The 25,148-nt window shown below is 40.4% G+C and carries 26 protein-coding genes; 13 read left to right on the top strand and 13 right to left on the bottom strand.

Translation table 11 applies throughout. The annotated features are described in order from the left end of the window. Positions 1-2: 2 nt before the first annotated feature. Both argH and ACOFKR_RS10705 read right to left on the bottom strand, forming a co-directional pair. Entirely contained in the window at positions 3-1,334 is a 1,332-nt protein-coding gene (argH, locus tag ACOFKR_RS10710; protein WP_419800796.1) for an argininosuccinate lyase, read from the bottom strand. Positions 1,335-1,428: 94 nt separating this feature from the next. Further along, a complete protein-coding gene (locus tag ACOFKR_RS10705; protein ID WP_419800795.1) occupies positions 1,429-2,496 on the bottom strand; it encodes a M20 family metallo-hydrolase in 1,068 nt (355 codons plus the stop codon). 215 nt (positions 2,497-2,711) lie between these two features. On the opposite strand from ACOFKR_RS10705, the gene ACOFKR_RS10700 reads away from it, so the two are divergent. Further along, a complete protein-coding gene (locus tag ACOFKR_RS10700) occupies positions 2,712-5,153 on the top strand; it encodes a bifunctional YncE family protein/alkaline phosphatase family protein (RefSeq protein ID WP_419800794.1) in 2,442 nt (813 codons plus the stop codon). A 21-nt stretch (positions 5,154-5,174) separates the two neighbouring features. Here ACOFKR_RS10700 and ACOFKR_RS10695 read toward each other — a convergent pair whose 3' ends face one another. After that, entirely contained in the window at positions 5,175-5,858 is a 684-nt protein-coding gene (locus ACOFKR_RS10695) for a heme exporter protein CcmB (protein WP_419800793.1), read from the bottom strand. Between the two features lie 53 nt (positions 5,859-5,911). On the opposite strand from ACOFKR_RS10695, the gene ACOFKR_RS10690 reads away from it, so the two are divergent. Together ACOFKR_RS10690 and ACOFKR_RS10685 are read left to right on the top strand one after the other, a co-directional pair. Beyond that, the gene (locus ACOFKR_RS10690) at positions 5,912-6,391 is read left to right on the top strand and encodes a methylated-DNA--[protein]-cysteine S-methyltransferase (RefSeq protein WP_419800792.1); all 480 of its coding nucleotides are present in this window, start codon (positions 5,912-5,914) and stop codon (positions 6,389-6,391) included. 26 nt (positions 6,392-6,417) lie between these two features. Beyond that, positions 6,418-6,708, top strand: a complete 291-nt coding sequence (locus tag ACOFKR_RS10685) for a YciI family protein (protein ID WP_419800791.1) — start codon at positions 6,418-6,420, stop codon at positions 6,706-6,708. Between the two features lie 25 nt (positions 6,709-6,733). Here ACOFKR_RS10685 and ACOFKR_RS10680 read toward each other — a convergent pair whose 3' ends face one another. The 6 genes from ACOFKR_RS10680 to ACOFKR_RS10655 all read right to left on the bottom strand — a co-directional run bounded on the left by ACOFKR_RS10680 (position 6,734) and on the right by ACOFKR_RS10655 (position 11,723). Then, positions 6,734-7,150, bottom strand: a complete 417-nt coding sequence (locus tag ACOFKR_RS10680) for a hypothetical protein (protein ID WP_419800790.1) — start codon at positions 7,148-7,150, stop codon at positions 6,734-6,736. A gap of 10 nt (positions 7,151-7,160) precedes the next feature. Further along, on the bottom strand, positions 7,161-7,493 hold the full coding sequence (gldC, locus tag ACOFKR_RS10675; protein WP_419800789.1) for a gliding motility protein GldC: 333 nt from the start codon (positions 7,491-7,493) through the stop codon (positions 7,161-7,163). A 66-nt stretch (positions 7,494-7,559) separates the two neighbouring features. Continuing rightward, complete coding sequence (locus ACOFKR_RS10670; protein WP_419800788.1) at positions 7,560-7,826, bottom strand: hypothetical protein; 267 nt, start codon at positions 7,824-7,826, stop codon at positions 7,560-7,562. A 15-nt stretch (positions 7,827-7,841) separates the two neighbouring features. Beyond that, positions 7,842-9,176 carry a DEAD/DEAH box helicase gene (locus ACOFKR_RS10665; RefSeq protein WP_419800787.1) on the bottom strand — a complete coding sequence of 445 codons (1,335 nt, stop codon included), beginning with the start codon at positions 9,174-9,176 and terminating at the stop codon, positions 7,842-7,844. 158 nt (positions 9,177-9,334) lie between these two features. Beyond that, positions 9,335-10,807 carry a capsule assembly Wzi family protein gene (locus ACOFKR_RS10660; RefSeq protein WP_419800786.1) on the bottom strand — a complete coding sequence of 491 codons (1,473 nt, stop codon included), beginning with the start codon at positions 10,805-10,807 and terminating at the stop codon, positions 9,335-9,337. 316 nt (positions 10,808-11,123) lie between these two features. Then, a complete protein-coding gene (locus tag ACOFKR_RS10655) occupies positions 11,124-11,723 on the bottom strand; it encodes a hypothetical protein (RefSeq protein ID WP_419800785.1) in 600 nt (199 codons plus the stop codon). A 181-nt stretch (positions 11,724-11,904) separates the two neighbouring features. Between ACOFKR_RS10655 and ACOFKR_RS10650 the strand changes: the two genes are divergently transcribed. Both ACOFKR_RS10650 and ACOFKR_RS10645 read left to right on the top strand, forming a co-directional pair. Next, positions 11,905-13,242, top strand: a complete 1,338-nt coding sequence (locus tag ACOFKR_RS10650) for a dihydroorotase (RefSeq protein WP_419800784.1) — start codon at positions 11,905-11,907, stop codon at positions 13,240-13,242. 825 nt (positions 13,243-14,067) lie between these two features. Next, positions 14,068-14,319: a hypothetical protein gene (locus ACOFKR_RS10645; RefSeq protein ID WP_419800783.1), complete on the top strand. Its 252-nt coding sequence runs from the start codon at positions 14,068-14,070 to the stop codon at positions 14,317-14,319. On the opposite strand, the gene ACOFKR_RS10640 is transcribed toward ACOFKR_RS10645, so the two are convergent. The 4 genes from ACOFKR_RS10640 to ACOFKR_RS10625 all read right to left on the bottom strand — a co-directional run bounded on the left by ACOFKR_RS10640 (position 14,306) and on the right by ACOFKR_RS10625 (position 16,324). Continuing rightward, positions 14,306-14,461 (bottom strand): hypothetical protein, encoded by a 156-nt coding sequence (locus tag ACOFKR_RS10640; protein ID WP_419800782.1) that lies wholly within the window; start codon positions 14,459-14,461, stop codon positions 14,306-14,308. The genes ACOFKR_RS10645 and ACOFKR_RS10640 overlap by 14 nt on opposite strands. 114 nt (positions 14,462-14,575) lie before the next feature. Then, positions 14,576-15,196: a hypothetical protein gene (locus ACOFKR_RS10635; RefSeq protein WP_419800781.1), complete on the bottom strand. Its 621-nt coding sequence runs from the start codon at positions 15,194-15,196 to the stop codon at positions 14,576-14,578. Positions 15,197-15,417: 221 nt separating this feature from the next. Continuing rightward, positions 15,418-15,723 carry a hypothetical protein gene (locus tag ACOFKR_RS10630; protein WP_419800780.1) on the bottom strand — a complete coding sequence of 102 codons (306 nt, stop codon included), beginning with the start codon at positions 15,721-15,723 and terminating at the stop codon, positions 15,418-15,420. Between the two features lie 397 nt (positions 15,724-16,120). After that, positions 16,121-16,324, bottom strand: a complete 204-nt coding sequence (locus ACOFKR_RS10625) for a hypothetical protein (RefSeq protein ID WP_419800779.1) — start codon at positions 16,322-16,324, stop codon at positions 16,121-16,123. Positions 16,325-16,830: 506 nt separating this feature from the next. Between ACOFKR_RS10625 and ACOFKR_RS10620 the strand changes: the two genes are divergently transcribed. The 8 genes from ACOFKR_RS10620 to ACOFKR_RS10585 all read left to right on the top strand — a co-directional run bounded on the left by ACOFKR_RS10620 (position 16,831) and on the right by ACOFKR_RS10585 (position 25,068). Further along, complete coding sequence (locus ACOFKR_RS10620; RefSeq protein ID WP_419800778.1) at positions 16,831-18,894, top strand: N-6 DNA methylase; 2,064 nt, start codon at positions 16,831-16,833, stop codon at positions 18,892-18,894. 32 nt (positions 18,895-18,926) lie between these two features. Continuing rightward, the gene (locus ACOFKR_RS10615) at positions 18,927-20,372 is read left to right on the top strand and encodes a restriction endonuclease subunit S (protein WP_419800777.1); all 1,446 of its coding nucleotides are present in this window, start codon (positions 18,927-18,929) and stop codon (positions 20,370-20,372) included. A gap of 262 nt (positions 20,373-20,634) precedes the next feature. Beyond that, complete coding sequence (locus ACOFKR_RS10610; protein ID WP_419800776.1) at positions 20,635-21,531, top strand: hypothetical protein; 897 nt, start codon at positions 20,635-20,637, stop codon at positions 21,529-21,531. A 74-nt stretch (positions 21,532-21,605) separates the two neighbouring features. After that, positions 21,606-22,292, top strand: coding sequence for a hypothetical protein (locus tag ACOFKR_RS10605; protein WP_419800775.1), 687 nt, complete (start codon positions 21,606-21,608; stop codon positions 22,290-22,292). Between the two features lie 592 nt (positions 22,293-22,884). Then, a complete protein-coding gene (tpx, locus tag ACOFKR_RS10600; protein ID WP_419800774.1) occupies positions 22,885-23,481 on the top strand; it encodes a thiol peroxidase in 597 nt (198 codons plus the stop codon). A 75-nt stretch (positions 23,482-23,556) separates the two neighbouring features. Beyond that, the gene (locus tag ACOFKR_RS10595) at positions 23,557-24,081 is read left to right on the top strand and encodes a hypothetical protein (protein ID WP_419800773.1); all 525 of its coding nucleotides are present in this window, start codon (positions 23,557-23,559) and stop codon (positions 24,079-24,081) included. A 433-nt stretch (positions 24,082-24,514) separates the two neighbouring features. Next, positions 24,515-24,748, top strand: coding sequence for a hypothetical protein (locus tag ACOFKR_RS10590; RefSeq protein WP_419800772.1), 234 nt, complete (start codon positions 24,515-24,517; stop codon positions 24,746-24,748). Continuing rightward, complete coding sequence (locus ACOFKR_RS10585; RefSeq protein WP_419800771.1) at positions 24,727-25,068, top strand: type II toxin-antitoxin system VapC family toxin; 342 nt, start codon at positions 24,727-24,729, stop codon at positions 25,066-25,068. The genes ACOFKR_RS10590 and ACOFKR_RS10585 overlap by 22 nt, the downstream gene beginning before the upstream one ends. Positions 25,069-25,148: the final 80 nt, after the last annotated feature.

The raw sequence follows: 25,148 nt of genomic DNA, 5'->3' as shown, positions 1-25,148 counted from the left end.
GATTATTTCAACAGGTTTTCGATTGCTTTCTGTACTTTTTTGAACGGGAATTGCTCCAGCAGTTCGTCCATACATTCCGTTATTTCCTCGTTGCATAAATTGCCAATGCTGCCTTCATGCGTATGGTTCACTGTTTTTTCAGGGCTAAAAGAAGCATTCTCGATTTCGGCACCAATTTGTTTGTAAGCTTCGCGGAAGGGTATGCCACTTAAAACGCGCCGGTTAGTTTCTTCTACGCTGAACAGATATTTATAGCGGTCATCTTCCAGGATTGCTTCTTTTACCGATATATTTTCGAGCATGAACGTGGCCATCTGCAAACAATCTTTCAAATCTGCGAAAGCCGGAAAAAGCAGTTCTTTCAGCAATTGTAAATCCCGGAAATAACCGGAAGGCAAATTGGCCGTCATCAAGGCAACATCATTGGGCAAAGCCTGGATCCGGTTGCATTTTCCGCGCATGATTTCCCAAACGTCCGGGTTTTTTTTATGTGGCATAATGCTGGAACCAGTTGTCAGCTGATCGGGATAGCTCACAAAAGCAAAATTCTGACTTAAATATAAACATTGGTCCATCGCCATTTTGGCCAGCGTTGCCGAGACAGAAGATATGGCCTGGGCAATAATCCGCTCTGTTTTTCCGCGACCCATCAACGCATAAACCACGTTATAGTTCAGGCTTTCAAAACCTAATAATCTGGTGGTTAAAGTCCGGTTCAACGGAAATGACGAACCATAACCGGCCGCCGCGCCCAGCGGGTTTTTATTGCTGATTTTGTAAGCGGCCAAAATCATTTCCAGATCGTCTGTCAAACTTTCGGCATAAGCGCCAAACCACAGACCGAATGACGACGGCATGGCAATTTGCAAATGTGTATAACCCGGTAGTAACACGTTTTTATGCTGATTGCTGAGTTGGATCAGCAGATCAAAAAGGGTTTTTACTTGTGTTACAATTTCTTCCAGTTCATGGCGGAAAAACAGTTTCAGATCAACCAAAACCTGATCGTTGCGCGATCTTCCGCTGTGTATTTTTTTGCCGGCATCGCCAATGCGCTGCGTCAACAGCCATTCGATCTGCGAATGCACGTCTTCCACTTCCGCAGAAATACTGAAATCCCCAGCTTCAATTTCCCGGTAAATCGATTTTAATTCCTGCTGCACCAACACCAAATCTCCGGCACTCATCAAACCGATACTTTTTAGCATTTGCGTGTGGGCGAGGGAACCCAAAACATCAAAAGCGGCCAGTTGCAGGTCAAACTCCCGATCACGGCCAACCGTAAAATTTTCGACTAACTGATTGACTGAAATATTTTTTTGCCAGATTTTCATAATTTTTTAGAATCGTTTTTTTGGAAATCCTGATACTGTTTTTATCGATGTTTTTTCAGGAAAATAACCCACAGACCACCGGCCATAAACTTTTCTACAAAACCAACTGATCCAGCATTTTGATGTATAGTTCAACGCCTTCCCGGATTTCATCTACATAAATATATTCATCCGCCATGTGCGAACGGCCGGAATCGCCGGGGCCAAGCTTCACAGATGGAATATCCAAAAGTGATTGATCTGAAGTGGTAGGAGAGCCGTAAATGCTTCTGCCTAAGGCAATTCCGGCTTGTATCATTTTATGGTCTTTTGGGATGGACGAGGGTTTCAGGCGGATAGAACGCGGTTTCACTTCGCAATCAACGTGCTGGCGGATCATCTCCAAAACTTCTTCGTTGCGGTAAGCGTCGGTTACGCGCACATCCACTGTAAAAGTGCAGGTGGCAGGCACCACGTTGTGCTGCGAACCGGCATTAATGATGGTGACCGACATTTTGATCGGCCCGAAAACTTCCGATTCCTGCGGAAAACGGTAATTTCTGAACCATTCAATATCCTTCAAAGCTTTGTAAATGGCGTTTTCGCCTTCTTCGCGCGCGGCGTGCCCGGCGCGTCCAAAAGCAGTGCAATCTAAAACCATTAAACCGCGTTCGGCAATGGCAAGCTGCATTTGTGTAGGTTCGCCCACAATGCCAAACTCCAGTTTCCCAAGTTCCGGAAGGATCAGTTCCAAACCATTGTTGCCCGAAATTTCTTCTTCCGCAGTAGCGGCCAAACAAAAATTATATTTCAGGTTTTCTGCCGAAAAATAGTGGATAAAAACAGCAAGCAGCGAAACCAGGCAACCGCCGGCATCATTGCTGCCCAGGCCAAAAAGTTTGCCGTCTTCGATTTTTGCATCAAAAGGATCGCGCGTGTAACCGGAATTTGGCTTCACGGTATCGTGGTGCGAATTGAGCAAAATTGTTGGCTTTGCCGGATCAAAATGCCGGTTCCAGGCCCAAATGTTGTTCATTTTCCGGTTTGTTTGCACGCCGTGTTCTGTCAGAAAACGGTTGATGATTTCTGCGGTAACGTTTTCTTCTTTACTGAAAGAAGGAGTGGCGATCAGTTGCTGCAACAATTGTGTTGCCTGTTGAAACAAAGTTTGGGACTGGAACATAAATGAAAAACCGGATTTGCAATCCTTACGGCAAAAATAGTGTTTTGTTCAGGAAGAAGGAACCAATGTTTAGGATGAAATTAAACCAAACACCAAAATTTATACGGTAAAAGAAGCATCGGCCAATATCCTGAAGATTAAGGTTTTGTTAAGTTTTCGGCCTTTTAAGCAATACAAAAACGCTTTGACTATATTTGTTTTCAAATCTTTCTGCCGTGAAAAATCTTGTTAAAATAAGTGTGGTTTTGTTGTTTTTTGCCGGAAAAGTGTTCGCACAAATGCCAACAGACAATCCAAATCTGCCAACGGTGTTGCTGCCCAACGGCTGGAAACTTTCGCCCGCCGGAAAAAGTATCCCGCTGGGCGATTTGCCACTGAACATGCAGCTTTCTGCTTCAAAAAAACTGCTTGCCGTAACCAACAACGGGCAAAGTACACAAACCATCCAGCTCATCGACCCGAAAACCGAGAGGCTGCTCGACGAGAAAGTGATCCCGAAATCCTGGTACGGTTTAAAGTTTTCTGCGGATGAAAAGCACCTTTTTGCTTCCGGCGGAAATGACAACTGGATTTTAAATTATCCGGTCAGTCAGCAAAAATTAGGCACGCCGGATACAATTTTTTTAGGTCGGAAATGGCCAAAAAATAAAATCTGTGCTACCGGGATCGAGCTTGATGATGCCGCCGGAAAACTATATGCGGTTACCAAAGAAGATAATTCGCTGTACGAAATTGATCTCCGCAGCAAAAAAACCCTGGTAAAAACAGCATTGGGCCACGAGGCATATAGCTGCCTGCTTTCTGCGGATAAAAAGCAATTGTACATCACGCTTTGGGGCGGCAGTGCAGTTGCAGTTTACAACACTTCGACCCAAAAAATCACGGCAACCATTGCCACCGGAAACCACCCGAACGAAATTATCCGCAGTAAAAACAGTATGTATTTGTTTGTGGCCAATGCAAATGACAATTCGGTTTCCATCATCAACACCAAAACCAATAAAGTGATCGAAACGGTTTCGGCAGCTTTGTACCCGGATGCTTTAACCGGTTCTACCACAAATGGGCTGGCACTTTCTGCGGATGAAAAAACACTGTACATTGCCAACGCGGACAATAACTGTCTGGCTGTTTTTGATGTTTCCAAACCGGGGAAAAGTTTTTCTAAAGGCTTTATCCCAACGGGCTGGTATCCAACCAATGTGAAAGTTTTGGGAAAAACGATTTTAGTGGCCAACGGAAAAGGTTTTTCTTCCCTGCCCAATCCAAACGGGCCAAAACCAATTGTAAAAGCAGACGACAGCGGATACCAGACAGGTGCCAAGGCCGCAAAAGGATCGGAATATATTGGCGGTTTGTTTACAGGGACTCTGTCGTTTATCCCAATACCGAACGAAGTTCAGCTTAAAAAATATTCGCGCCGGGTTTATGCCAACACGCCTTATAATAAAAAGGTAGAAAAAGAAGCTTTAGGCGAAGCAGGAAACCCGATTCCGCGCAATGCTAAACAAAACTCGCCCATCAAACACGTTTTTTACATCATCAAAGAAAACCGCACTTACGATCAGGTTTTGGGCGATATGAAAGAAGGGAACGGCGATACCAGCCTGTGCATTTTCCCCGAAAAAATCACTCCAAACCATCATGCTTTGGCGCGCGAATTTGTGCTGCTGGACAACTTTTATGTAGATGCCGAAGTGAGTGCCGACGGACATAACTGGAGCACGGCCGCGTATGCCACGGATTTTGTGGAGAAAACCTGGCCAACCAGTTACGGCGGCCGTGGCGGCAATTATGATTTTGAAGGAACGCGGCCGGCAGCTTTTCCGAAAAAAGGTTTTATCTGGGATTATTGTCAGCGCGCCGGCATCACTTACCGCAGCTACGGCGAGTTTGCAGGCGATGGAAAAGCGAATATCAAAGCGTTGGAAAATCACATTTGCAATGCTTCGCCGGATTTTGATTTAAGTATTCCGGATGTTGAACGCGAGCGGATCTGGGCGCATGATTTTGATTCTTTACTGCAAAAAAATGCCGTGCCGCAGTTCAGCAGCATCCGTTTAAGCAATGACCATACCAGCGGACAGCGCAAAGGGGCCATCAGTGTTATTTCGGCTTTGGGCGATAATGATCTGGCTTTGGGCAAACTGGTTGAGCACATCGCAGAAAGCCCGATCTGGAAAGAATCTGTGATTTTTGTGCTGGAAGATGATGCGCAAAATGGTTCTGATCATGTAGATGCGCACCGTTCGCCAGCTTTTGTGATTAGTCCGTACATCAAAAAGGGTTCTGTAAACCATACCATGTATTCCACTTCCGGCATTTTGCGCACAATGGAACTGATACTGGGTTTGCCGCCGATGAGCCAGTACGATGCCGCGGCCGTGCCGTTGTTCAGCTGTTTTTCTGCCAAGCCGGATTTTTCTCTGTATCAAGCTAAAGCTGCGCAAGTTGATCTCCAAAAACGAAATGTGGCCTGGAACAAAAGTGCCGAACGCTCTGCAACTTTTAATCTGGCAAAAGAAGATGCTGTGCCGGATTTGGAGCTGAACGATGTAGTTTGGAAAGCCGTAAAAGGCGAAAATGCCGTGATGCCCGCGCCGCGCCGCAGTGCTTTTGTGATTTTGGAGAAGAAGAAAAAAGATGATGACGACTAATTTATACCGGTAAAAGAAGCATCAGTCGCGCCACAAATATGGAAACAGGATCAGTGAAGTTGCAACCACAATGGCATTGATGCCCGCCAGCACAATAATATCGTGCTGACTGGCACTTCTGTCCAAACCGTCCATGGCGTTTTTGGAGAAACGGACCAAAACCAAAATAACCGGAATGATGATCGGGAAACACAAAACCGCCATTAGTGTGCCGTTGTTCCCGGCTTTGGAAGCGATGGCCGAAAGCATGGTAAAAACCATCGAAAAACTGATGCTGCCGCTTAAAACGGCCAGATAATAACACAACGGATCGCCTAAATTATTTGTAAAAAACAATAAATAAACGATTAAAGCCATCGTACTCAACAGCATCATCAGTAAACAGTTATAAATTATTTTGGCCAGGATAATGGCTTTTGCACTGGCGATGGTGTAGTAATATAAAAGCCGGTTGCTGTTTTCCTGCATAAAACTTTTGGCAATGGCATTAACAGAAGCAAACAATAAAATAATCCAGAAAAGTACGTTCCATACAATTGGATAACCCTGGTTTTGGCTGAAGCCCGGTGATAAATTGAACGAAATATAGCACACAAAAACAGTAGAGACCACGTAAAGCAGCACACCGTTGAAAGCGTATTTAGCACGCCATTCGAGCAGGATTTCCTTCCGCAGTAAAAACTTGACCTGGTTGAACAAATTCATCGGCAGCAAATATAGTAAGCCAGAATCAGTTTAAAATTATGTTAATTTGAGATATGTACGCGCATTACCTTTCGCCCATCGGGATCATGAAAATTGATGAAACTGAAAATCAGATCAGTTCTGTTGTTTTTTTGGAAGAAGAAGTGCAACTCATCCAGCCTGAAACTGAATTGCTGAAAACTGCCGTACAACAATTACAAGAATATTTTGCCGGTAAAAGAAGCATTTTCGATTTTCCGGTTGCCCAGTCCGGAACAGCTTTCCAGCAGCAGGTTTGGCAGGGGTTGACCAAAGTTGATTTCGGCAAAACCCAAAGTTATGCGCAAATGGCAGCACGGTTTGGCAATCCGCTGGCCATTCGTGCCATTGCATCTGCCAACGGTAAAAACAAATTGTGGATTGTGGTGCCTTGTCATCGCATCATCGGCACAAACGGCGAACTGACAGGTTACGCCGGTGGATTATGGCGAAAAAAATGGCTGCTGCAGCACGAATCCGTCATTTGCGGAAAAGCACAAACCACTTTATTTTAGCCTGAAATTATATCGATAAAAACAGTATGAAACAATATTTGATCAGCGCGCAGGATTTTACGGACGAAAATGCTTTTGAACGAAGAATGGCCGCGCGCCCGGCGCATTTGCAAACTGTAAAAAAGCTGAAAAGTAAGGATCATTATGTTATTGGCGGCGCGATGTTGAACGAGGAAGGAAAAATGATCGGCTCGACGATGATCGTGCAGTTTGAAACGCCCGAAAACCTGCAGGAATGGCTGCAGAACGATCCGTATATAACCGAAAAGGTTTGGGACCGAATCGAAATAAAACCGTTTAAAGTTGCCGAAATTTAGGTGCTAAAAACAGCATCGGTAAAATTTATTTAACGGTTGTATGCAAACTCTTCTTTAAACCAAAGCTGCCCAGCAAACCCATAATTGCACCTGCAAAAAGCAAAAACCAGCCCCAGCGGTAATGGATAAAACCCGACATTGTATTGGCCAGTTTGGGGAAAGGGATAAAACTGAAAGCGGTCTGCACTTTCATCACGGCAGCGATAAAAACCAAAACAACCAGAGCCAAACTGATCCAGCCGGAAAGTTTTAAAAGTTGATTGTTGCGGATAATTGCTGCAGCCAAACCCGCAATGGCAACCAATAAAACGATAACGGCAAAAGTTTTGTTCAGGTTGAAAAGATCCCATTTTACCAAACCCAGCGGACTGATCAGCGGACTGAACAGCCCGGCAATCAACAAAATAAAACCTGCTAAAGAAATGAAATTGCGTGGTGCCATAATACTGTTTTTATCCTTGTTTTATTTCCATTTTATCGGCAAAATGTGCGCAGTAATCGCGCAAATCTTCTACAATCAGTTTCTCGCCGGTGGCACGCAAAAAGCTGTCGCCCATGGTTTGCAGTGTTTCGTAAAAAAAACGTTTCATTTCATCTACCGGCATTTCCTTCGTCCACAAATCGATTTTTAGCGTGTTTTTATATTGATGGTCCCACAAAGCTAAATTAAATGCGGCAACCGGCAAAGCTTCTTTTGAGGCCGAATCGGTAGATTCCCAGGTGATTTTTTCCGGTACGTTCTGATCGTCCAGTTCTATGGTGAGTTTTATTTCTGCTTTTTTCATGAGGAGGTGTGGGGTTTGAGGTGCGGGGCTGATTGCCAAAAGCTATCAACTATAAACCATTAATTATCAGCTAACTAACAAATACATTACGGTGGTAAGGGCCATTAAACTCAATTCTACAATCCATAGTTTTTTGGTTTCGGGGAATAAATTTCTAAACGTGATGTCCAGGAAAGCCACAGCAAAGGCAAACAGCAAAAACATCCAGCTGATGGCACTGCCAAAATGCTGATATTGGCCACCGGCCAGTTTTGCACCGTTGATCCAGATATCCGCAGCCAGCACAATAAAGCCGGCCGTTGCCAGGTTGAGCGGGGTTAGCCTGAATTTCATGCTGCAAAAGAAGTATTAATTTTTAAATTTTTTCCCCGGAGATCTCTTTGTGGCTTTAAATTTACGGTCATCTTTTTTCTTTGGCAGGGTGCTTTTTTGGTTCGAGAGTTTTTTTTCGTGGAAAGCACCTTTAAAATCCGGGTTATCTTTGCGCAGCTGCAAGTCAATTTCCTTGTTCTGTTCCTGGCGTTCATCATAGCCGGTTTCTTCTACAAAAACTCCTTCGGGGATCGGCAAAATTTCTATTTTCTGCCGGATCAGTTTTTCTATTTTCTTCAGGTAATATTCTTCTGAAGGAACGCAAAAAGTAATCGCTTCGCCGGATTGCAAAGCACGGCCGGTTCTTCCAATCCGATGCACATAATCTTCAATCACCACCGGAACATCAAAGTTGATCACGTGGCTCACAGCACTCACATCAATGCCGCGCGAAGCCACATCGGTAGCAACCAATATTTTTACTTCGTCGTTTTTAAAGGAATTGATGGAGTTGATGCGCGTGTTCTGTCCTTTATTGGCATGTAAAACTTTAACCTGGTCTTGCCCCAGTTTGCGTTCCAGAAACTTGAAAACGTCTTCTGCGGATTGCCGGGTTTTGCAGAAAATGATCAGTTTGGTAATACTTTCAGGATCTTCCAGCAACTTTTTCAGCAGGTTGATCTTGGTTTTCATGTTCGGCACAAAAAACAATTTCTGTATTACGGTTTGGGCTGGTGTGGCTTGCGGCGTAACCTCGATCACGGTTGGGAACTCCAGAAAATTACCTGCCAAAAGATGCACTTTTTCGCTCATGGTGGCCGAGAACAACAAGTTTTGGCGTTTACGCGGAACGACTTCCAAAATACGGTTGATCTGCGGCATAAAGCCCATGTCCATCATTTTGTCGGCCTCGTCCAAAACCAAAACCTGTAAAGTTTTAGTAACGATATGCCCGGCCAGGTACAAATCCAGAAAACGGCCCGGCGAGGCAACAATAATGTCCACGCCTTTTTCAAGTTGCCCGATCTGCGTTTTCGGCCCCAAGCCTCCGTATAAAACAACCGTCCGCAAATCTGTATTTACGGCATAAGCCCTGATGTTTTCGGCAATTTGCATCGCCAGTTCGCGCGTAGGCGAAATAATCAAAGCACGCGGCGCATCACCTTGTGCAAATTTCAGTTTCATCAGCAAAGGCAACACGTATGCGGCCGTTTTTCCGGTTCCGGTTTGGGCGATGCCCATCACGTCCTGACCGTTCAGGATGGGCGGAATTGCTTTTTGCTGAATAGGCGTTGGTTCGGTATAACCTGCATCGGCAACGGCGTTCAATATTTGCCGGTTAAAATTAAAGTCCTCAAAAGTTACAGGCATCCGGCAAAGATAAGGTTTTGTTTTTTGGGGAAATTGGAGGAGGAAGTAGTGTTTTGAGAAGCGAAGCAGATAATATATGTAGTGCTTCTTTTATCACCAAAAATTTCACCTGGCAGAAAATAAAGTTAAAGTTTTTGAAAAAAATAAGTTACTGTTTCTCACATTTTCAAAGCCTTTTTAAATTGCCAGTGCACACCTACCAAACCGCCTACATTGTTGGTAAAATCTCCGGCATCCAAAGCAAAACCAGCAGAAAGGTTTAAACTGTTGGAAAGCCGGTAATACAATTCCTGTAAAGTATAAAACTGACTGAGGTTGGGGCCGCTATTTTGGTACTGTCCGTTGGTATAAGTAATTTTGGTTTTGCCGGAAAACTTATTGCTAAATTGAAGCAGTAAACCAAGGTTTGCGCCAACAATTTGATTGTAGATGATATTTGAATTTCCCGGAATATTAGGGCTGTTCCAGTCAAAAGGCTTGATACTTCTCTGCTGAAAATAAACATAATCCTGCGCCCTGTAGCGGTTAATAAATAATGGTGTACCAATTATCATATTATTATATTCCCAGCCGGTTTTGTAATAGCCGTTGTTATAATAAGCTTGGCGGTTATCAACAGGAGCGTAATTTTCGGCTTGTTTGGTGTAAATAAGTTCTGCCAATACTTTTTTTACAACCGCTTTTTCCTTTTTCGGGACGATGCTGATCCCAGACAAATTATCAATGTTTCTGATATCCACTCCCCAGCTTCCGTCAAACGGGGTTTGATGATAAAAATGCAGTAAGTGGTTGTTTGTTTCCAAATCAAATCCTACTTCAAAAATGCCGCGCTGATCTCCGGCATAATAAACCGCATATTGCGCCTGCGTCGGATCGATACCAGAACCGTCATCAGCATTAGGTTTAGCGAGAAATACGTTTAAAAAACCTTTAAACGAGCGGTCTAACTCAATGCCATCTCTTCTGCCGCCCCATTCTGCATAATGTTGCAGGCCCGCAAAAAATTTGAACCTTTTTTTGCCTGCCCGCAGGTACAGGTTTTTTTCGTGATAGTAAGAATTTAAAAAACGATTATTGCCCAGCCAGCCATGGCTTATCTGTCCTTTAATTTGCAGCCAGCCATTGGTAAAAGGCACATTTACATAATCTGTTAATCCGATAGTGACTTGCGGAATGGGCAGTGCATTACTGCTCACCCCCAACGAGCCGCTGGACAAATCCTGATCTACTTCGCCAGGAATGTATTTAAAACGGCTGGCACGGATTTCCAGGTATTTATAACCGGCTTTAACATAACCTTCCTGAAGCGTAACATCTTTAAAATGATTATTAATAATAACCGTAGCACCGTAATTTAAATAAAACTCAGGTCGTAAAATGCCCGTTGGATTGGATTTACTGATATACTTTTTACCAAAATAATGATTGTTGCTAAACCCAAAAAAAGTAGAAGCATCATATTGCTGATCAGTAATCGCGCCCCAGCGATTGGAAACCAGCCACAAAGGCTGATAATCATTCTTGGCAACAGTACCGATTGTGCCGACATCAATTTTTAATGAATCTGTGTGCTGACAGTAGCCGTTGTGCACAATAAAAATCAAAAGGAAAAAGAGTATAGGTTTTTTCATGCTGTGTTATTTGATTTCGTTAAGGAAGAAGCCAGAAACAAATTGAAGCCTGATTGATCTGACGATACAATTCAACCAGATGACAAGATAGAAACCAGCATCAAATCCAACCGAATAAATATAGTTTATTTTTCATAAATATAAATGCTTCTTTTACAAGCATATATTTATAAAAAATCAATAGCGAAATATTTGCCGAAAGGGAGATAATCAGGCAGAACAATTCATCTGCCAATTTGAATAAAGTGGTTTGAGCTAAGGAGAACCCGGTCTGCTTTTTTAAGATTTTATTTATAAGAGAAACTACCTGTAAAAACTACCGCCCAATTTCCTTCTCAAAAGTGATATAACCCGGAAAACCAATTGCTTTGTTGCCCAAATCCAAAGTAGGTTTTATTTTGATGGTAACCACGGTTTTGCGCGCGTTTTTGGCACCCGAAAAATTCTGGACCAAATCTGCAAAAGCATCGCGGGTTTGCGGGTCGGTTATCAAATGATAAGCGTTGGTGCTGATCACAATCGGTACGCGCGTAGTGCCGCCAACCGGCGCAACTTCTACCCGATGGTTGACATAACCGGTAAACACTTCGCTGCCTTTCAGCAAAATTTTATATTCAAACTGGTTGATGGCCGCCGTTTCTGCCGTTGGGTTGGTGATCTTTAAAACCAGCCGGGCATCCAGCGGGATACTTCTGGTGATAAAACCCATGGCCAAACGCGGCAAACTGCCCAGGTTGATGTTGTCCTGACCTTCCAACTGGTTTATGTTCATGCCGGCCAGGTAAACGCTATCTGCAGAAACCAGTTCAAAACGGCATTTGCCCAGGGCTTTGGCTTGCTCAAGCTGTTTGTTCACGCCGCAGCGGCTCAACAAAAAAACCAAAGGTAAAAGGAGGTACAACGTATATTTTTTCATGCTTCTTTTATGGGGTAAAATTTGGTGGACAAAGTTAAAATTAGTTTTTGTTGGAGCCGGAAGGGGCCGGGATGGTTTAAACAGATCAGTTTTTCTTTTTAGCCTGTTTCTGCAATCAGTAAAACTGCAATAACTTAACGGATTTTCTGTTAAATAACGCATCCTAACTTTATCTTTGAACATGTCATCCATCTTAATCAAAGCTGCAACAATTGTAAACGAAGGCAAAACTTTTGTGTCCGATCTGTTTGTTGAAAACGGGTTTATCGAACAGATTGCGCCTTCTGTCAACCGGCAGGCCGATCAGGAAATCAATGCCGAAGGTTTGCACTTGCTGCCCGGTTGTATTGACGATCAGGTGCATTTCCGCGAGCCGGGTTTAACTTATAAAGAGGATATCGCTTTCGGCTCAAGGGCGGCGGTGGCTGGCGGCATCACCTCTTTTATGGAAATGCCGAACACCGTGCCGAACACTTTAACGCAGGGATTACTGGAAGCCAAATATCAGTTGGGCGCGCAAAAATCATTGGCCAATTACTCTTTTTACATGGGTGTTTCTAACGATAACCTGCACGAAGTTTTAAAAACCGATCCTGAAAACGTTTGCGGTGTCAAGGTTTTTATGGGATCATCAACCGGGAACATGCTGGTGGACAACCCAAGAACGCTTGAACATTTATTTGCCCAATCGCCCATGCTGATTGCCGCGCATTGTGAAGATGAAGCCACGATCAAAGGAAACCTCCGTCATTACAAACAATTAGTCGGCAATAACCTACCGGTTCGGCTTCACCCCAAAATACGCAGTGCCGAGGCTTGTTATATTTCATCGTCAATGGCTGTAGCTTTGGCCAAAAAACACCAAACGCGTTTGCATGTGCTGCATATTTCTACCGCACGCGAAATCCATCTGTTTAAATCGATGCTTCTTTTAGCAGATAAAAAAATCACGGCCGAAGCTTGTGTACATCATTTGTGGTTTTCGGACGAGGATTATCAAACCAAAGGAAACCTGATCAAATGGAACCCGGCCATCAAAACCACGGCCGACCGCGATGCCGTTTTACAAGCCGTTTTAGATGGAACGATTGATGTGATCGCCACCGACCATGCGCCGCACACTTCCGAAGAAAAAGAAAAACCTTATCCGGAAGCACCTTCGGGCGGCCCGCTGGTGCAGCACGCGTTGCCGGCCATGCTGGAATTAGTGCATCAAAAAAAGCTTACCTTAGAACAGATTGCCGAAAAAATGGCGCACAACCCGGCCATTTGTTTTCAGGTAGAAAAACGTGGCTTTGTGCGGGAAGGCTTTTGGGCAGATTTGGTTTTGGTCGATTTAAACGCTCCCTGGCAAGTCTCCAAAGAAAACATCCTGTATAAATGCGGCTGGAGCCCGTTTGATGGGCAGGTCTTTCAATCTAAAATAACGCACACCATAGTTTCCGGTAATCTGGTTTGGGCCGACGGAAAGATCCGGACGGATAAAACCGGGAAAAGGCTGGGTTTTGGGCGAGCATAAATCTGTTTTGGCATCCGTCCATTTTTAGTTTTTTTTCTTTTTCATCAAGGAAAAAGAAAAAGAAAAGGATTAAAAATCTGATCAAAAAATGTATGGTAAAAGAAGTATGGTTGATTAAGCAAACCGCGGTTGCTTGCTGTTTCGTTCTTTTTGCTTGAACAAAAAGAACCAAAAATTCAAGAATGCCGGATCGCCTCCGGGCGGCATTCGGCCCAGCGCGCCTGGGTGGTTACCTTAGAGGTGCCGATCTTGCAAACGGCCTTTCACAGCTGATCTTTATGATGGCTGTTTGTTTTTTGTCAGATACTTCTTTTACCACCCATTTTTTAACTTTTAAAGTATAGAGTTTGCAGGGCCACAGGACAGGTAACCACCCAGGTGCGGCTGCCCGGCAAAACGCCCGGAGGCGATCGGGTTTGCCTTGATTTTTTGTTTCTTTTTCATCAAGGAAAAAGAAATAGAAGAGGGTTGCAGACCCGATCAAAAAATGTATCGTAAAAGAAGCATGTTTTACAAAAGCAAACCTGCGGTTGCTTGAGCTTCGTTCTTTTGTCTTGAAACAAAAGAACCAAAAGTTCAAGAATGCCGGATCGCCTCCGGGCGGCATTCAGGCCAACGCACCTGGGTGGCTACCTTGCAAACGGCCTTTCACAGCTGATCTTTATGACGGCTTTTTGTTTTTTGTCAGATGCTTCTTTTATCACCTATTTTTTTGATTTTACAGTTATGAAGTTTGCAAAGCCGCCATACAGGTAGCCACCCAGGTGCGGCTGCCCGGCAAAACGCCCGGAGGCGATCGGGTTTGCCTTGATTTTTTGTTTCTTTTTGATCAAGCAAAAAGAAAAAGAAGAGGGAACGCAGTTCCTGATCAAAAACCGTATGGTAAAAGAAGCATGTTTTCCAAAAGCAAACCTTCGGTTGCTTGGCTTTACGTTCTTTTTGCTTGAACAAAAAGAACCAAAAATTCAAGAATGCCGGATCGCCTCCGGGCGGCATTCAGGCCAACGCACCTGGGTGGTTACCTTAAAGGTGGCGATCTTGCAAACGGCCTTCAAGTCGGTTATTAACATTTATTGAATGCTTCTTTTACCACCTGTTTTTTAGCTTTTGCAGTTATGAAGTTTACAGGGCCACAGGACAAGTAACCACCCAGGTGCGGCTGCCCGGCAAAACGCCCGGAGGCGATCGGGTTTGCCTTGATTTTTTGTTTCTTTTTCATCAAGGAAAAAGAAAGAGAAGAGGACTAAAAGCCCGATCGAATACAAAATAATTAAAAAAGCATCAGGACAAACCACTCCCAATGCTTCTTTTATCCCCATAAAAAACAAACCAATCACTGCACAATCCGCGATAATACAGGCGAGTATGCCAGCTGATCTTTGCGGCCAATGGCACCTACACGGACGTAAACGCGTGTTCCGCCCGGCAAATCTGTAAACACCGTGGTAACCGTAGAAGTTACCCAGGTAACCCAAACCGCGTTCTCATCCGGTGCGGTCAGGCAATATTCGTGACTGTACATAATGGCCTGCGCAACGCCTTTTACGGTAGATTTTATTTCGCCGGGGTTCAGGCCGTCCGTCAGTTTAAAACCGGTTGGTGCCAGCATCGCCGGTACGCTTTCGCCATTACCAGCCAGGTCAAACCCGGTAGAAACCAATTTTGCCTGATTGCCCAAGGCCAAGCCTTCCAAATTAATAGCCAGCAAACGCATCGCACCCAGCAGCGAATCTTTATCCTGGTTTTTGAGGGCAATCGCTGCACGGTCGCCGTTGGATGCCGCTATCAAATTGGTCGAATACGTGTTTTTTACCGAAGTAAAATCGGCCAGGGAAGGCAAAGTGGCCGGGAAATCGGTGTTTCCGGTTAAAGCGGCAATAATTTTTCCGCCTTTCAAGTCCAGGTTTGATTCACTCAGTTTGGAGTAATCTTTAATCAAAGTAACATATTTCATGACTTTATTTTTTTAATACCCGAAACCATTTCCGGGTGATCTGACGAAACTAATACTCCTTTTATCCACTAAAAAACCAGATTGAGCCGCATTACCGGTTGAAGCTGTACCTTACTTCCCTTTACTAAAATCTACATTACTTTAACAGCTTACAAGGTTTTTGACCTTTACTGTCAGCATTTGCACCTTGCCGGTAACAGCTACCATTTTTTACCGTTTTTTTAACCAAAAAAGGCTTTTTCCTGCGGAGAAACAGGCTTTTCCTGCGGCGAATCTCCTGTTTCTTGCGTAGAAACACGCTTTTCTAAGGAAGAATCTGGGCTTTCCTGCGGAGAAAGAGGCTTTTCTGAGGGAGAGAAGCCTCTTTCCTGAGACGAATGAGGCTTTTCCTGTGGAGAAACAGGCTTTTTTAAGGGATAATCCCCTGTTTCCTGAGACGAATGAGGCTTTTCCAGTGGAGTATCTGGTCTTTCCACAAAGGTTTCAGGCTGATCCGGCAAGGTAAAACAAGCAGAAAGTTTTATCACAGCTTGTCATCCTGAACTTGTTTCAGGATCCCTCCTGCAAGAGAATACCTATTCCGCAGAGAACCGGCAAGCAATCCGATCTGAAAACTTTATAAGATGTTGTTTAAAATTTTTTACATTAAAAATTTGAATATCAAAAGTTTAAAACAGCACACACCCCTAACCCCTCTCAAGAGGGGAAGCAAAATTCGCTACCTTTTTAAACGCTATATATAATGTAGAAAGGTCTGCAAGCGGTTTCCCCTCTTGAGAGGGGTTAGGGGTGTGTCTTTCCTTCCTTCAAATTTAAACAAGCCTCTACCCTGAAAAATTGAATAAAAGTTTAAATAAGTTTTAAAACAAAAAATGCCCTTCCTAAGCAAGAAGCGCATCCGTGTATAAGCAAAAATTAAATTTTTTACTGGCTCAAATGGAATTGCAGTTGTTCGCGGGTTAAGCGGTACTCTTCGCAAAGCTGGTAAATATTCAGGCGGTCAACCCCGTACTTGGTACAAAAGCGGTTCAGCTCCTGGCGGCAGTTGGTTTCGCATTGCTTGGTTAGCTTGTGCACATGCTGCCAGGTAACAAACAGCGGCAAAGGTTTAACAACAGGGCTTTCCATAGCTTGAAGGGTTTAAGTGATAAAAAGATGAATAATTTAGGTTTATAATGGTGGGCGTTTGTACGTAGTATTTTTAAAATAGTTCCTGATCAATAGCGAGTTAAAAAAATAATACATTTTTACCGGTTGCTGTTACTGTATAATATAAAAAAATAGAAGCATGGTTAATTATAAAAAACTATTGTATTTAAACTTCATCCTGAAATAAATATATCATAATTGATACTTATATTGTCGCACAGCTAAACGCGATTTCTTTTCTTATAATGAACTAAATGCCCGAACAAATTGTCCGTGATGAGATAGACAAATACTTGGAAGTTTGCGGATGTAAAGCACTACTTACTTCAACTAAATATCAGACAAGAGAAATATTAATTTTTATCGATACTAAAAATCGGCAGAAAGCGGACTAATAAACTTTATAATCTTTGTACATTGTGAAAATGATTGTAAGATTAATCGTTTATATAAATAGCAGTTTTTAAAATACCTCAATTCTAATTATGATTTTATCAGATATACTAAAAGATTCTAATTACAAGCTAACCCAATTTAACTCAGAACAAATTAAACAACTGGAAGAAAGCATTACTATAAAAGACAGCAGAGGAAAAGATGTTGCCTATATAACATGTCTTGTACGTAAAAAAGAAATTAAACTGACACCCGAAGAAGCCATTAGGCAATTGTACATTTTGGTTCTTCGAGACAATTTTGGCTATTCTACTGATCGTATGGAATTAGAATATGCAGTTTCATTTGGTAGAGAAAAGAAACGCGCCGACATTATTATATTTGATAAACAACAAACAACTTCTCCTTACATAATGGTGGAGTTGAAAAAGCCTAAACTAAAAGATGGTAAAGAACAATTAAAATCTTATTGCAATGCCACTGGCGCACCAATTGGCATTTGGAGCAATGGTGATTCAATTTCCTACTATCATCGGAAAGACCCTAATTATTTTGAAGATATTCCAGGCATACCCAGAGGAGATCAGAAGTTATCAGATATTTTAGAAGAACGCTGGACCATTGACGACCTGATTGCTAAAGATAAATTAGTAACCGAAAGAAAATCATTAAAAGATTTGATTTTGGAAATGGAAGATGAGGTTTTGGCAAATGCAGGTGTTGATGTATTTGAAGAACTTTTTAAATTAATATTTACTAAACTTTTTGATGAGATGGAAAGCGGTAGAAACCGCAGCCGTCATTTAGAATTCAGAAATTATGGCGATACAGAAACAGAGTTAAAAACCAAAATACAAAACCTTTTTGACAAAGCTAAACAGAAGTGGACTGGCGTATTTACCGATGATGCGAAGTTGATGTTAACACCTTCTCACCTTTCTGTTTGTGTTTCGTCCTTACAAGATGTTAAATTGTTTAACTCTAATTTAGATGTTGTTGATGAAGCTTTTGAATATCTGATCAACAAAAGCAGCAAAGGAGAAAAAGGGCAATATTTTACACCACGTTATGTAATTGATATGTGCGTTAGAATGTTAAACCCTAAAGAAGAAGAAACTATTATCGATACAGCTGCGGGTAGTTGCGGTTTCCCGGTTCATACTTTCTTTTATATAAAAAACAAAATTAATAAGGAAGAAGGAATTGCTGATGATAGCATGATGACTACCAAACCACCACACTCGCGAGTAATGGATTATGTGAGAGATAAAGTTTTTGCCATTGATTTTGACGAGAAAGCAGTTAGAGTAGGCAGAACTTTAAATTTGATTGCAGGAGATGGAGAAACGAACGTGTTACATCTAAATACTTTGGATTATGAGCGTTGGGATGAAAAGACAGACGATGAAGATTGGATTGATACTTACAATGAAGGTTGGAAGAAACTAAAAAAACTTAGGGCAGACAAAAATAGTAACAGAGATTTTAAGTTTGATATTTTGATGGCCAATCCGCCGTTTGCAGGAGATATAAAAGAAAGCCGGATTTTAGCCAGATATGATTTAGGGAAAAAAGATAATGGCAAATACCAAACTGCAGTAGGAAGAGACATTTTATTTATTGAACGAAACTTAGATTTTTTAAAACCCGGCGGCCGGATGGCAGTGGTATTGCCGCAAGGTAGGTTTAACAATAGCAGCGATAAACAAATCAGGGAATTTATTGCAGAGCGTTGCCGCATTTTAGCCGTTGTTGGTTTACACGGTAATGTTTTTAAACCACATACCGGAACCAAAACTTCTGTTTTATTAGTGCAAAAATGGGATGAAATACTTTGTCCAAAAGTTGATGATTACCCGATCTTTTTTGCAACCATGCAGGAACCAAGCAAAGATACAAGCGGAGAAAAAATATTTGTACGCAAAAAAGACTTTCCCAAATCAGCAAAGAAAGAAGCAGATGTAGAAATGATTGCTGAACCCGTTGACCATTACGAAGCTGAACCACAAAACCTGGAACAATACTTATTAGATACGCATGGGCATTTAATTGTAAAGCACGATTTGTTTAACCATGATGGATTAACCAAAGATGGTATTGCAGAAGCTTTTGTAGAATTTGGTAAAAAAGAGAAGTTAAGTTTTTTTCGCTAAGCCCTTTTAATGAAGCAAAGTATAATGCTTTGTTGAAAGGGCTGGAAATTACAATTCAAAATTATAAATCCTTAAATTCAATAATAGACTATAGAATTGAGGCAGAGTATTTTGATAAAAAATTTTTAAAAGTAGATACCATTTTCAATATTAAAAAGTATATAACTTTTTTTGAAGTTGCAGATTATGAAAATGGACGAGCGTATGATTCTGCTCAATTTTCAGATATACCTATTGAAAATGGAATTAGAGTTTCAAAGATTGGAGATGTTACTCAAAAACGGACGAATGAAAGCTGGGTTTTTGTTTCACAAAGTGAGTTTAACAACAAACGCGGAAATTGTTTAGTAGATGATAGTATATTAATGACTTTAACTGGAGATCCACCAGATGTAGGAAAAGTCAATATGTTTATAGACGGTTCAATTAAATCTACTTGGAATCAGAGGGTTGCAAGAATTTATTTAAAAGACAATCAAAATCTGTTTTATAGTCACAAGGTATTATTTATTGTTCTTTCTAATAAATATTGTAGGGAACAACTTGAAAGATATGCTAAGGGAATAAGACAAAGAAATTTGGGTACTGAATGTATTGAGAGATTGAAATTACCCCTTCTCAGTAAAAATTTGCAGATAAAACTTGATAAATTAATATCTTCTTCATTTGTCAAATTAAGTGAATACAAAGTCGTATACAATTTAGCTGAAGCCTTACTTTTAGAAGATGCAGGGTTAGAAGATTTAATTTTAAATAAAGAACTTATCAACGTAAAAAATTTTAAAGATTCATTTTTAGTATCAGGACGTTTAGATGCAGAATACTATCAAAAAAAGTATGAAGAAATAGTAAGTCATATTACAACTCAAAAGCATGACACGTTAATTAATTTAGTTACAATTTCCAAATCAATAGAACCTGGTTCTGCATATTATACAGAAGACGAAGGATTACCTTTCTATCGCGTTTCTGATTATAACAAATTTGGATTAAGTGAACCTGATAAAAAGTTAACACAAACATTTGTACAAGACAATAAAGAGCAAATCGAAAATTTAAAACCTAAAAAAGGAACAATCTTGTTTTCTAAAGATGGAAGTGTAGGAGCAGCTTATTTATTACGAGAAAATTTAAATGGTATTACTTCTGGTGCTATACTGCATTTGCAAATTAGAGATGAAAAAAAAATCATTCCGGAATATTTAGTTCTTGCATTAAACTCTAAATTGGTACAAATGCAAGCAGAACGAGATGCTGGCGGTTCAATTATTTTGCATTGGCGAAAAGAAGAAATTGAGCAAGTAGTTGTTCCAATTATTGATTATAAAAAGCAGGAAGAAATAGCTGAATTAATTGAAGAAAGCTTTCGTTTAAAAGCAGAAAGTGAAAGACTTTTAGAAGTTGCCAAAAAAGCAGTTGAAATGGCAATTGAGGAAGATGAAGAAGTAGCGATTAAATTTATAAAGAAATCTGTTTAACAGGTCCATTGGTTGGAATTTATTAATTTCGTTTTTTAAACTTAAGATATATAATCTTGGTTCACACCCATTTGTAATTTCTATATTGGCGATTTCCAACCTGTAAAAATAGCTGAAAAACCGCAAAAACTGGGAACTAAGCTTTGAAGATATTTTACACTATCAGCAAATGATTGTGGCTTTGACGGAAACTGAGCGGTTGATGCGGGAGATTGATATGATAGAGATATAGATGATAAACTTTTAAAACATTTAATACTATATGGCACAAATTGAACTAAATAATGAAAATTTTCAGCTAAATCTATTGTTTGAAGGCGAGAAAAACCCATCAGAAGCATTTGATGAACTCAAAGACGTTTTTCAAGCCCTATCAGCTTTAGATGAAGTTTATATTGCAAGTATTGCCAATGGTATTCATTGTGATTATTCTATCCAATCTATAGAATATAGTTCAATTAAAACATGGATAGCACAAAGAATTAGAGAGGTTCCAGATGAAGCGATAAAAGAATTTGATTGGAAAAAGTTAGTAGGCCATTTTCTTTTAAAATTGAAGTACCTTGTATTAAAATATTTAGAAAGCAATTCAGAAATTGATTCTAAAGATTCAATTGAAAGACTAGCCAAAGAAATAGAAGTCGAGAAAACTAAAATTATTAATAATGATAAATATCTTTTAAATGAGGTCAACTTATATACGCTTATTAATACGTTAGAAAAAATGGTTGCCGTATTGGGAAATTTGAAAGAAAAAGAACGAATTGAATTTAAAAGTATTGATGGTTCGGCAATTTTAAATAGAAGAATTAATATAAATAAAGCTAAAATATTATGGGAACTAGGAGATACAAATGCCGAACACGAAACAACTGAAATTTTGAAAATTAAAAAAATAGATTTGCTAAGTAATAACTCTACTTGGACTTTTAAACTTGGAACAAAAACAATTGATGCCAAAATAATTGACAGAGTATGGTTAGATAAGTATCATTCAAGAGAATTTCCTTTACTTCCAGAAGATTCATTAAAAGTTAAATTAAAAGTCATTTATATTAATAGGCCAGATGGTTCTGTACTTAAAAACGTTTACGAAATAACTGAGGTTTTGAAAAGGATTGACCCTGAAGATGGTTCATTTCAAATGAAACTAATATAACTGTCTTATACATTGTATCTAAGTTTCAAATAAAAAATTCTAATAAAAATACAACTTTACAATAACTAAATTAAGTGGAAAAAATAACTATAAATGAATTGATAGATTTTAGGAGGAAATCAGACAAATCCAAAAAACTACTTGCTTTCAAAATCAAAAATAGGAAGTCAAAAGAAAAACCTAAAGATGATGATTCAGGTGGTGGAAATTACTGGATTACAAGTACAAGTTGTATTAGTAATGTTTTTAAGAATAATGATGAACAGCAGTATGATTCTAAAATAAATGAACTTTATTCAAAATTAAAAGACAATCAAATTAAACGTATTAAAACTATGTACCAGCGCAACATAGACATTCTTAATACCTTTAAAGATTTTAAATTTGATGAATTAAAACCATCTGGAAAACTAAAATATTTACAAGTTCCAAAACTCTTTAAAACTGTTGTAGTTAATAATTTTCCTTTGTATATTAATCCAAGTATTTTATATTCTTTTGAAAGAAACGGTAAAAACGAACTTGGAGCTTTATTGTTAATACCAAAAATTGAAGGATATAAGAAGATTGAATTAGGAATGTTCTGTGAAACGTTGTATAAATTTCTGATTAAAAATTATTCCGATAATTATCAAATAGCATTGGATTACTGCGTTGTTGTAGATACAATTAATGTTCAAAAAATACAATATAAAGAACTGTTGAGTGGTGATATTCCATTTTTAATCGATACTACTTTGAAAGAACTTAACTCATTGTAAAGTTTTCCGTTGGTCGGAATGTGTAATCCCGATCTTTACTGTGATCCTATTTTACAAACAACCATGCTTCTTTTACCGATGAAATTTTGTGTTTTCTCAACTTGTATAAAGTTGGGATAGCAGGTAGTTAAAATGTTTAATTGGTGATGGTTAAAAGTTTAAAAATCCTTAGCGCAACGGTTAGGATTACAAACAGCATTGTCTTCCCTGTTGATTAAAGGAACATCCCCCTAACCCCCTTACAGAAAGGGGGAAGTATAGCGGCTGCCATTCTGGTGATGATTGGAAAAGTCTGGAAGATTTCTCCCTGTAGTCGAAAGGACAGAAGGAGGAAAAACAAGCGATAAAAGAAGCATCAAGGGAAACGTTTGGCCGATAGAAAGGGAAGCTTGCAAGATAGCCGACCAGGAGCGCAGGGCTGAACGCCGCCCGGAGGCGATCCGAAATGCTTGATTTCGTTGGTTCTGTTCTATCAGGGCAAAGAACGTAAAAACAGGGCAAGACCCGTTGAAACAACATTAAAGTAAATCACTTGAACCATCTCTGCCTTAATCCTTACATTTGGCTATCTTAAAAATCAACCCCGATCCAAATGACAAACAAAAACAAAGGCACATGGTGCCGTAAAATGCTTTTTACAGGTATAGTTGGTCTGCTTGCCGTAAGCACTTCTTTTGCACAAAACACAACGGGCACAGCCATTACAATGGGCGGCAAGCCCATCCACACCATCGGGAAACTGCCTGCTGTGGGCACGCCTGTTAAAAACTTTACGCTGACGGGTGTTGACCTGGCCGACAAAAGTTTTTCTGACTATAAAGGAAAGTATGTGATTATGAACATCTTCCCAAGTGTAAATACAGGCGTTTGTTCGCGGTCGGTACGGAAGTTTAATGAAGATGCGGCCGGTTTAAAAAACACAACGGTGCTTTGCATTTCTAAAGATTTGCCTTTTGCACAAAAACAGTTTTGCGGTGCCGAAGGGATCAACAATGTGGTAATGCTGTCTGATTTCCGCAGTGACTTTGGCAGCGTGTATGGCGTAAAAATTGCCGACGGCCCGATGAAGGGTTTGTTGAGCCGTGCCGTAGTTGTGGTTGACCCATCAGGCAAGATTGTTTACGAACAGCAAGTACCGGAAATTGGCCAGGAACCGGATTATGCGGCGGCTATTGCGGCAATAAAATAGTTGGTGGTAAGCTGCAAGACGACCTAAATTGACGTATGATTTACAGGGTTGACCCAAAATTTGTAAATTGGTAGAGTGAAACAGCAAAAAGCGATCGGACTTGATTTTGAACTTGATAAGCTGACAAATTCAATTGAAAACGCTTTAACCAGTGAAGTCTTTGATACAGAAATTGTCAGGCTTACAAATAAAGACAGCAGACAGATCAGAAAAGTTGACTGGCAGTTTAATTGGCATAAGGAACTTAAAGATGAAACAAAAGAAGTTTATAAACTTACGACTACAAATAACCCTACAATCATCCAGGGGCTTTTAAGTATTGAAGATAAATCAGATCATATTTTTATGCACTTGATTGAAAGTTCAAAATTTAATAAAGGAAAAGAAAAAGTTTATCTTGGCGTTCCCGGAAATTTAGTTGCTTATGCTTGTAAAGTATCCGTTGACAAAGGTTACGAAGGCTTCCTTGCTTTTGACGCTAAAACAGCCATGATTAAACACTATGAACAATCTCTTTTTGCAACACATTTCCGCGGAAAAAGGATGTTTATTGAAACTGGGGCAGCTCTAAAACTAATTTCACAATATTTTAAAAGCTAAAGATATGGGACTGATAAAAGAACCAAAAGATGTTGACTTGTCGACCAAATCCGAACCGTGGTCAGAACAGGAACTTACCGACTTTAGAAAAATAATGCAAGACATTAAAAGCAAAAATGCTAAACGTAAACTTAGAGCAACTTTGACAACAACTAAGCAGACACAAACCCTTCGATAAAGCACGAACCGCCAACATTGGTTTGGCAAAAAACTGGCCGACGAAATAAACCTCAACTTTTGTTTTGCTGTTTTACTTCGGTTCCGGCAGAAGGGACAAAATTTAGCTGGTAAAAGAAGCATCAGCAATTGAACATTAATTTAACTTTGGTTTTGGCTGACGGTTTTCATATACCAGTCCTTCGCCGAGCCCTGATCCGTTAGCAGCCATTAGCAAATCAATTTTGCTAACCTGACAAAAATCATAAATTTGAATATGGAAGTAAAGGTGCAAATACCATTTAATGAACTGGTGGCTATAGTCAGACAACTCTCATCTACACAAAAAGTAGAACTTCAAAAAGAACTGATCCACGGAACTGAACCTGTTGCAAAAAAATCACGATTAACCGAATTGTTGCTTAACGGACCTGTTTTCACAGATGAGCAGATTGAAATTATTGAGGAAACACGCAAATCAATTAACCAATGGCGGACAAAACCCTTGTAATTGACACAACGTTGTTGATTGATTATTTCCGAAAAACAGATAAATCTAAATCAAGACTTGTACAGCTTTCGGAACAGTTTGACCGATTGGCAATTTCGACTGTAACAGAATTTGAAGTTTATAGCGGTGCAATTGCAACTCAGTCAGACTTTTGGAATGAATTGCTTTCTGAGTTTCTTGTCCTTCCATTTGATAGCAGGGCTGCACATATTGCTGTTGACATACAAAGAGACTTAAAGAGATTAAGCAAGTCGATCGAAAAAGCTGACCTGTTTATTGCGGCAACAGCAGTTGCAAACGGACTTACATTAGACAATTAAATCGCAAACACATTGATAAGATAGACCGCCTTACACTTCTTGACGAGAACAACGGCGGCTAACATTGGTTTGGCAAAAAA

This window comes from Mucilaginibacter sp., assembly GCF_965201005.1.
In the GTDB taxonomy this organism is placed as follows: domain Bacteria; phylum Bacteroidota; class Bacteroidia; order Sphingobacteriales; family Sphingobacteriaceae; genus Mucilaginibacter_A.
This window is presented reverse-complemented; position numbering and strand designations above follow the sequence as displayed.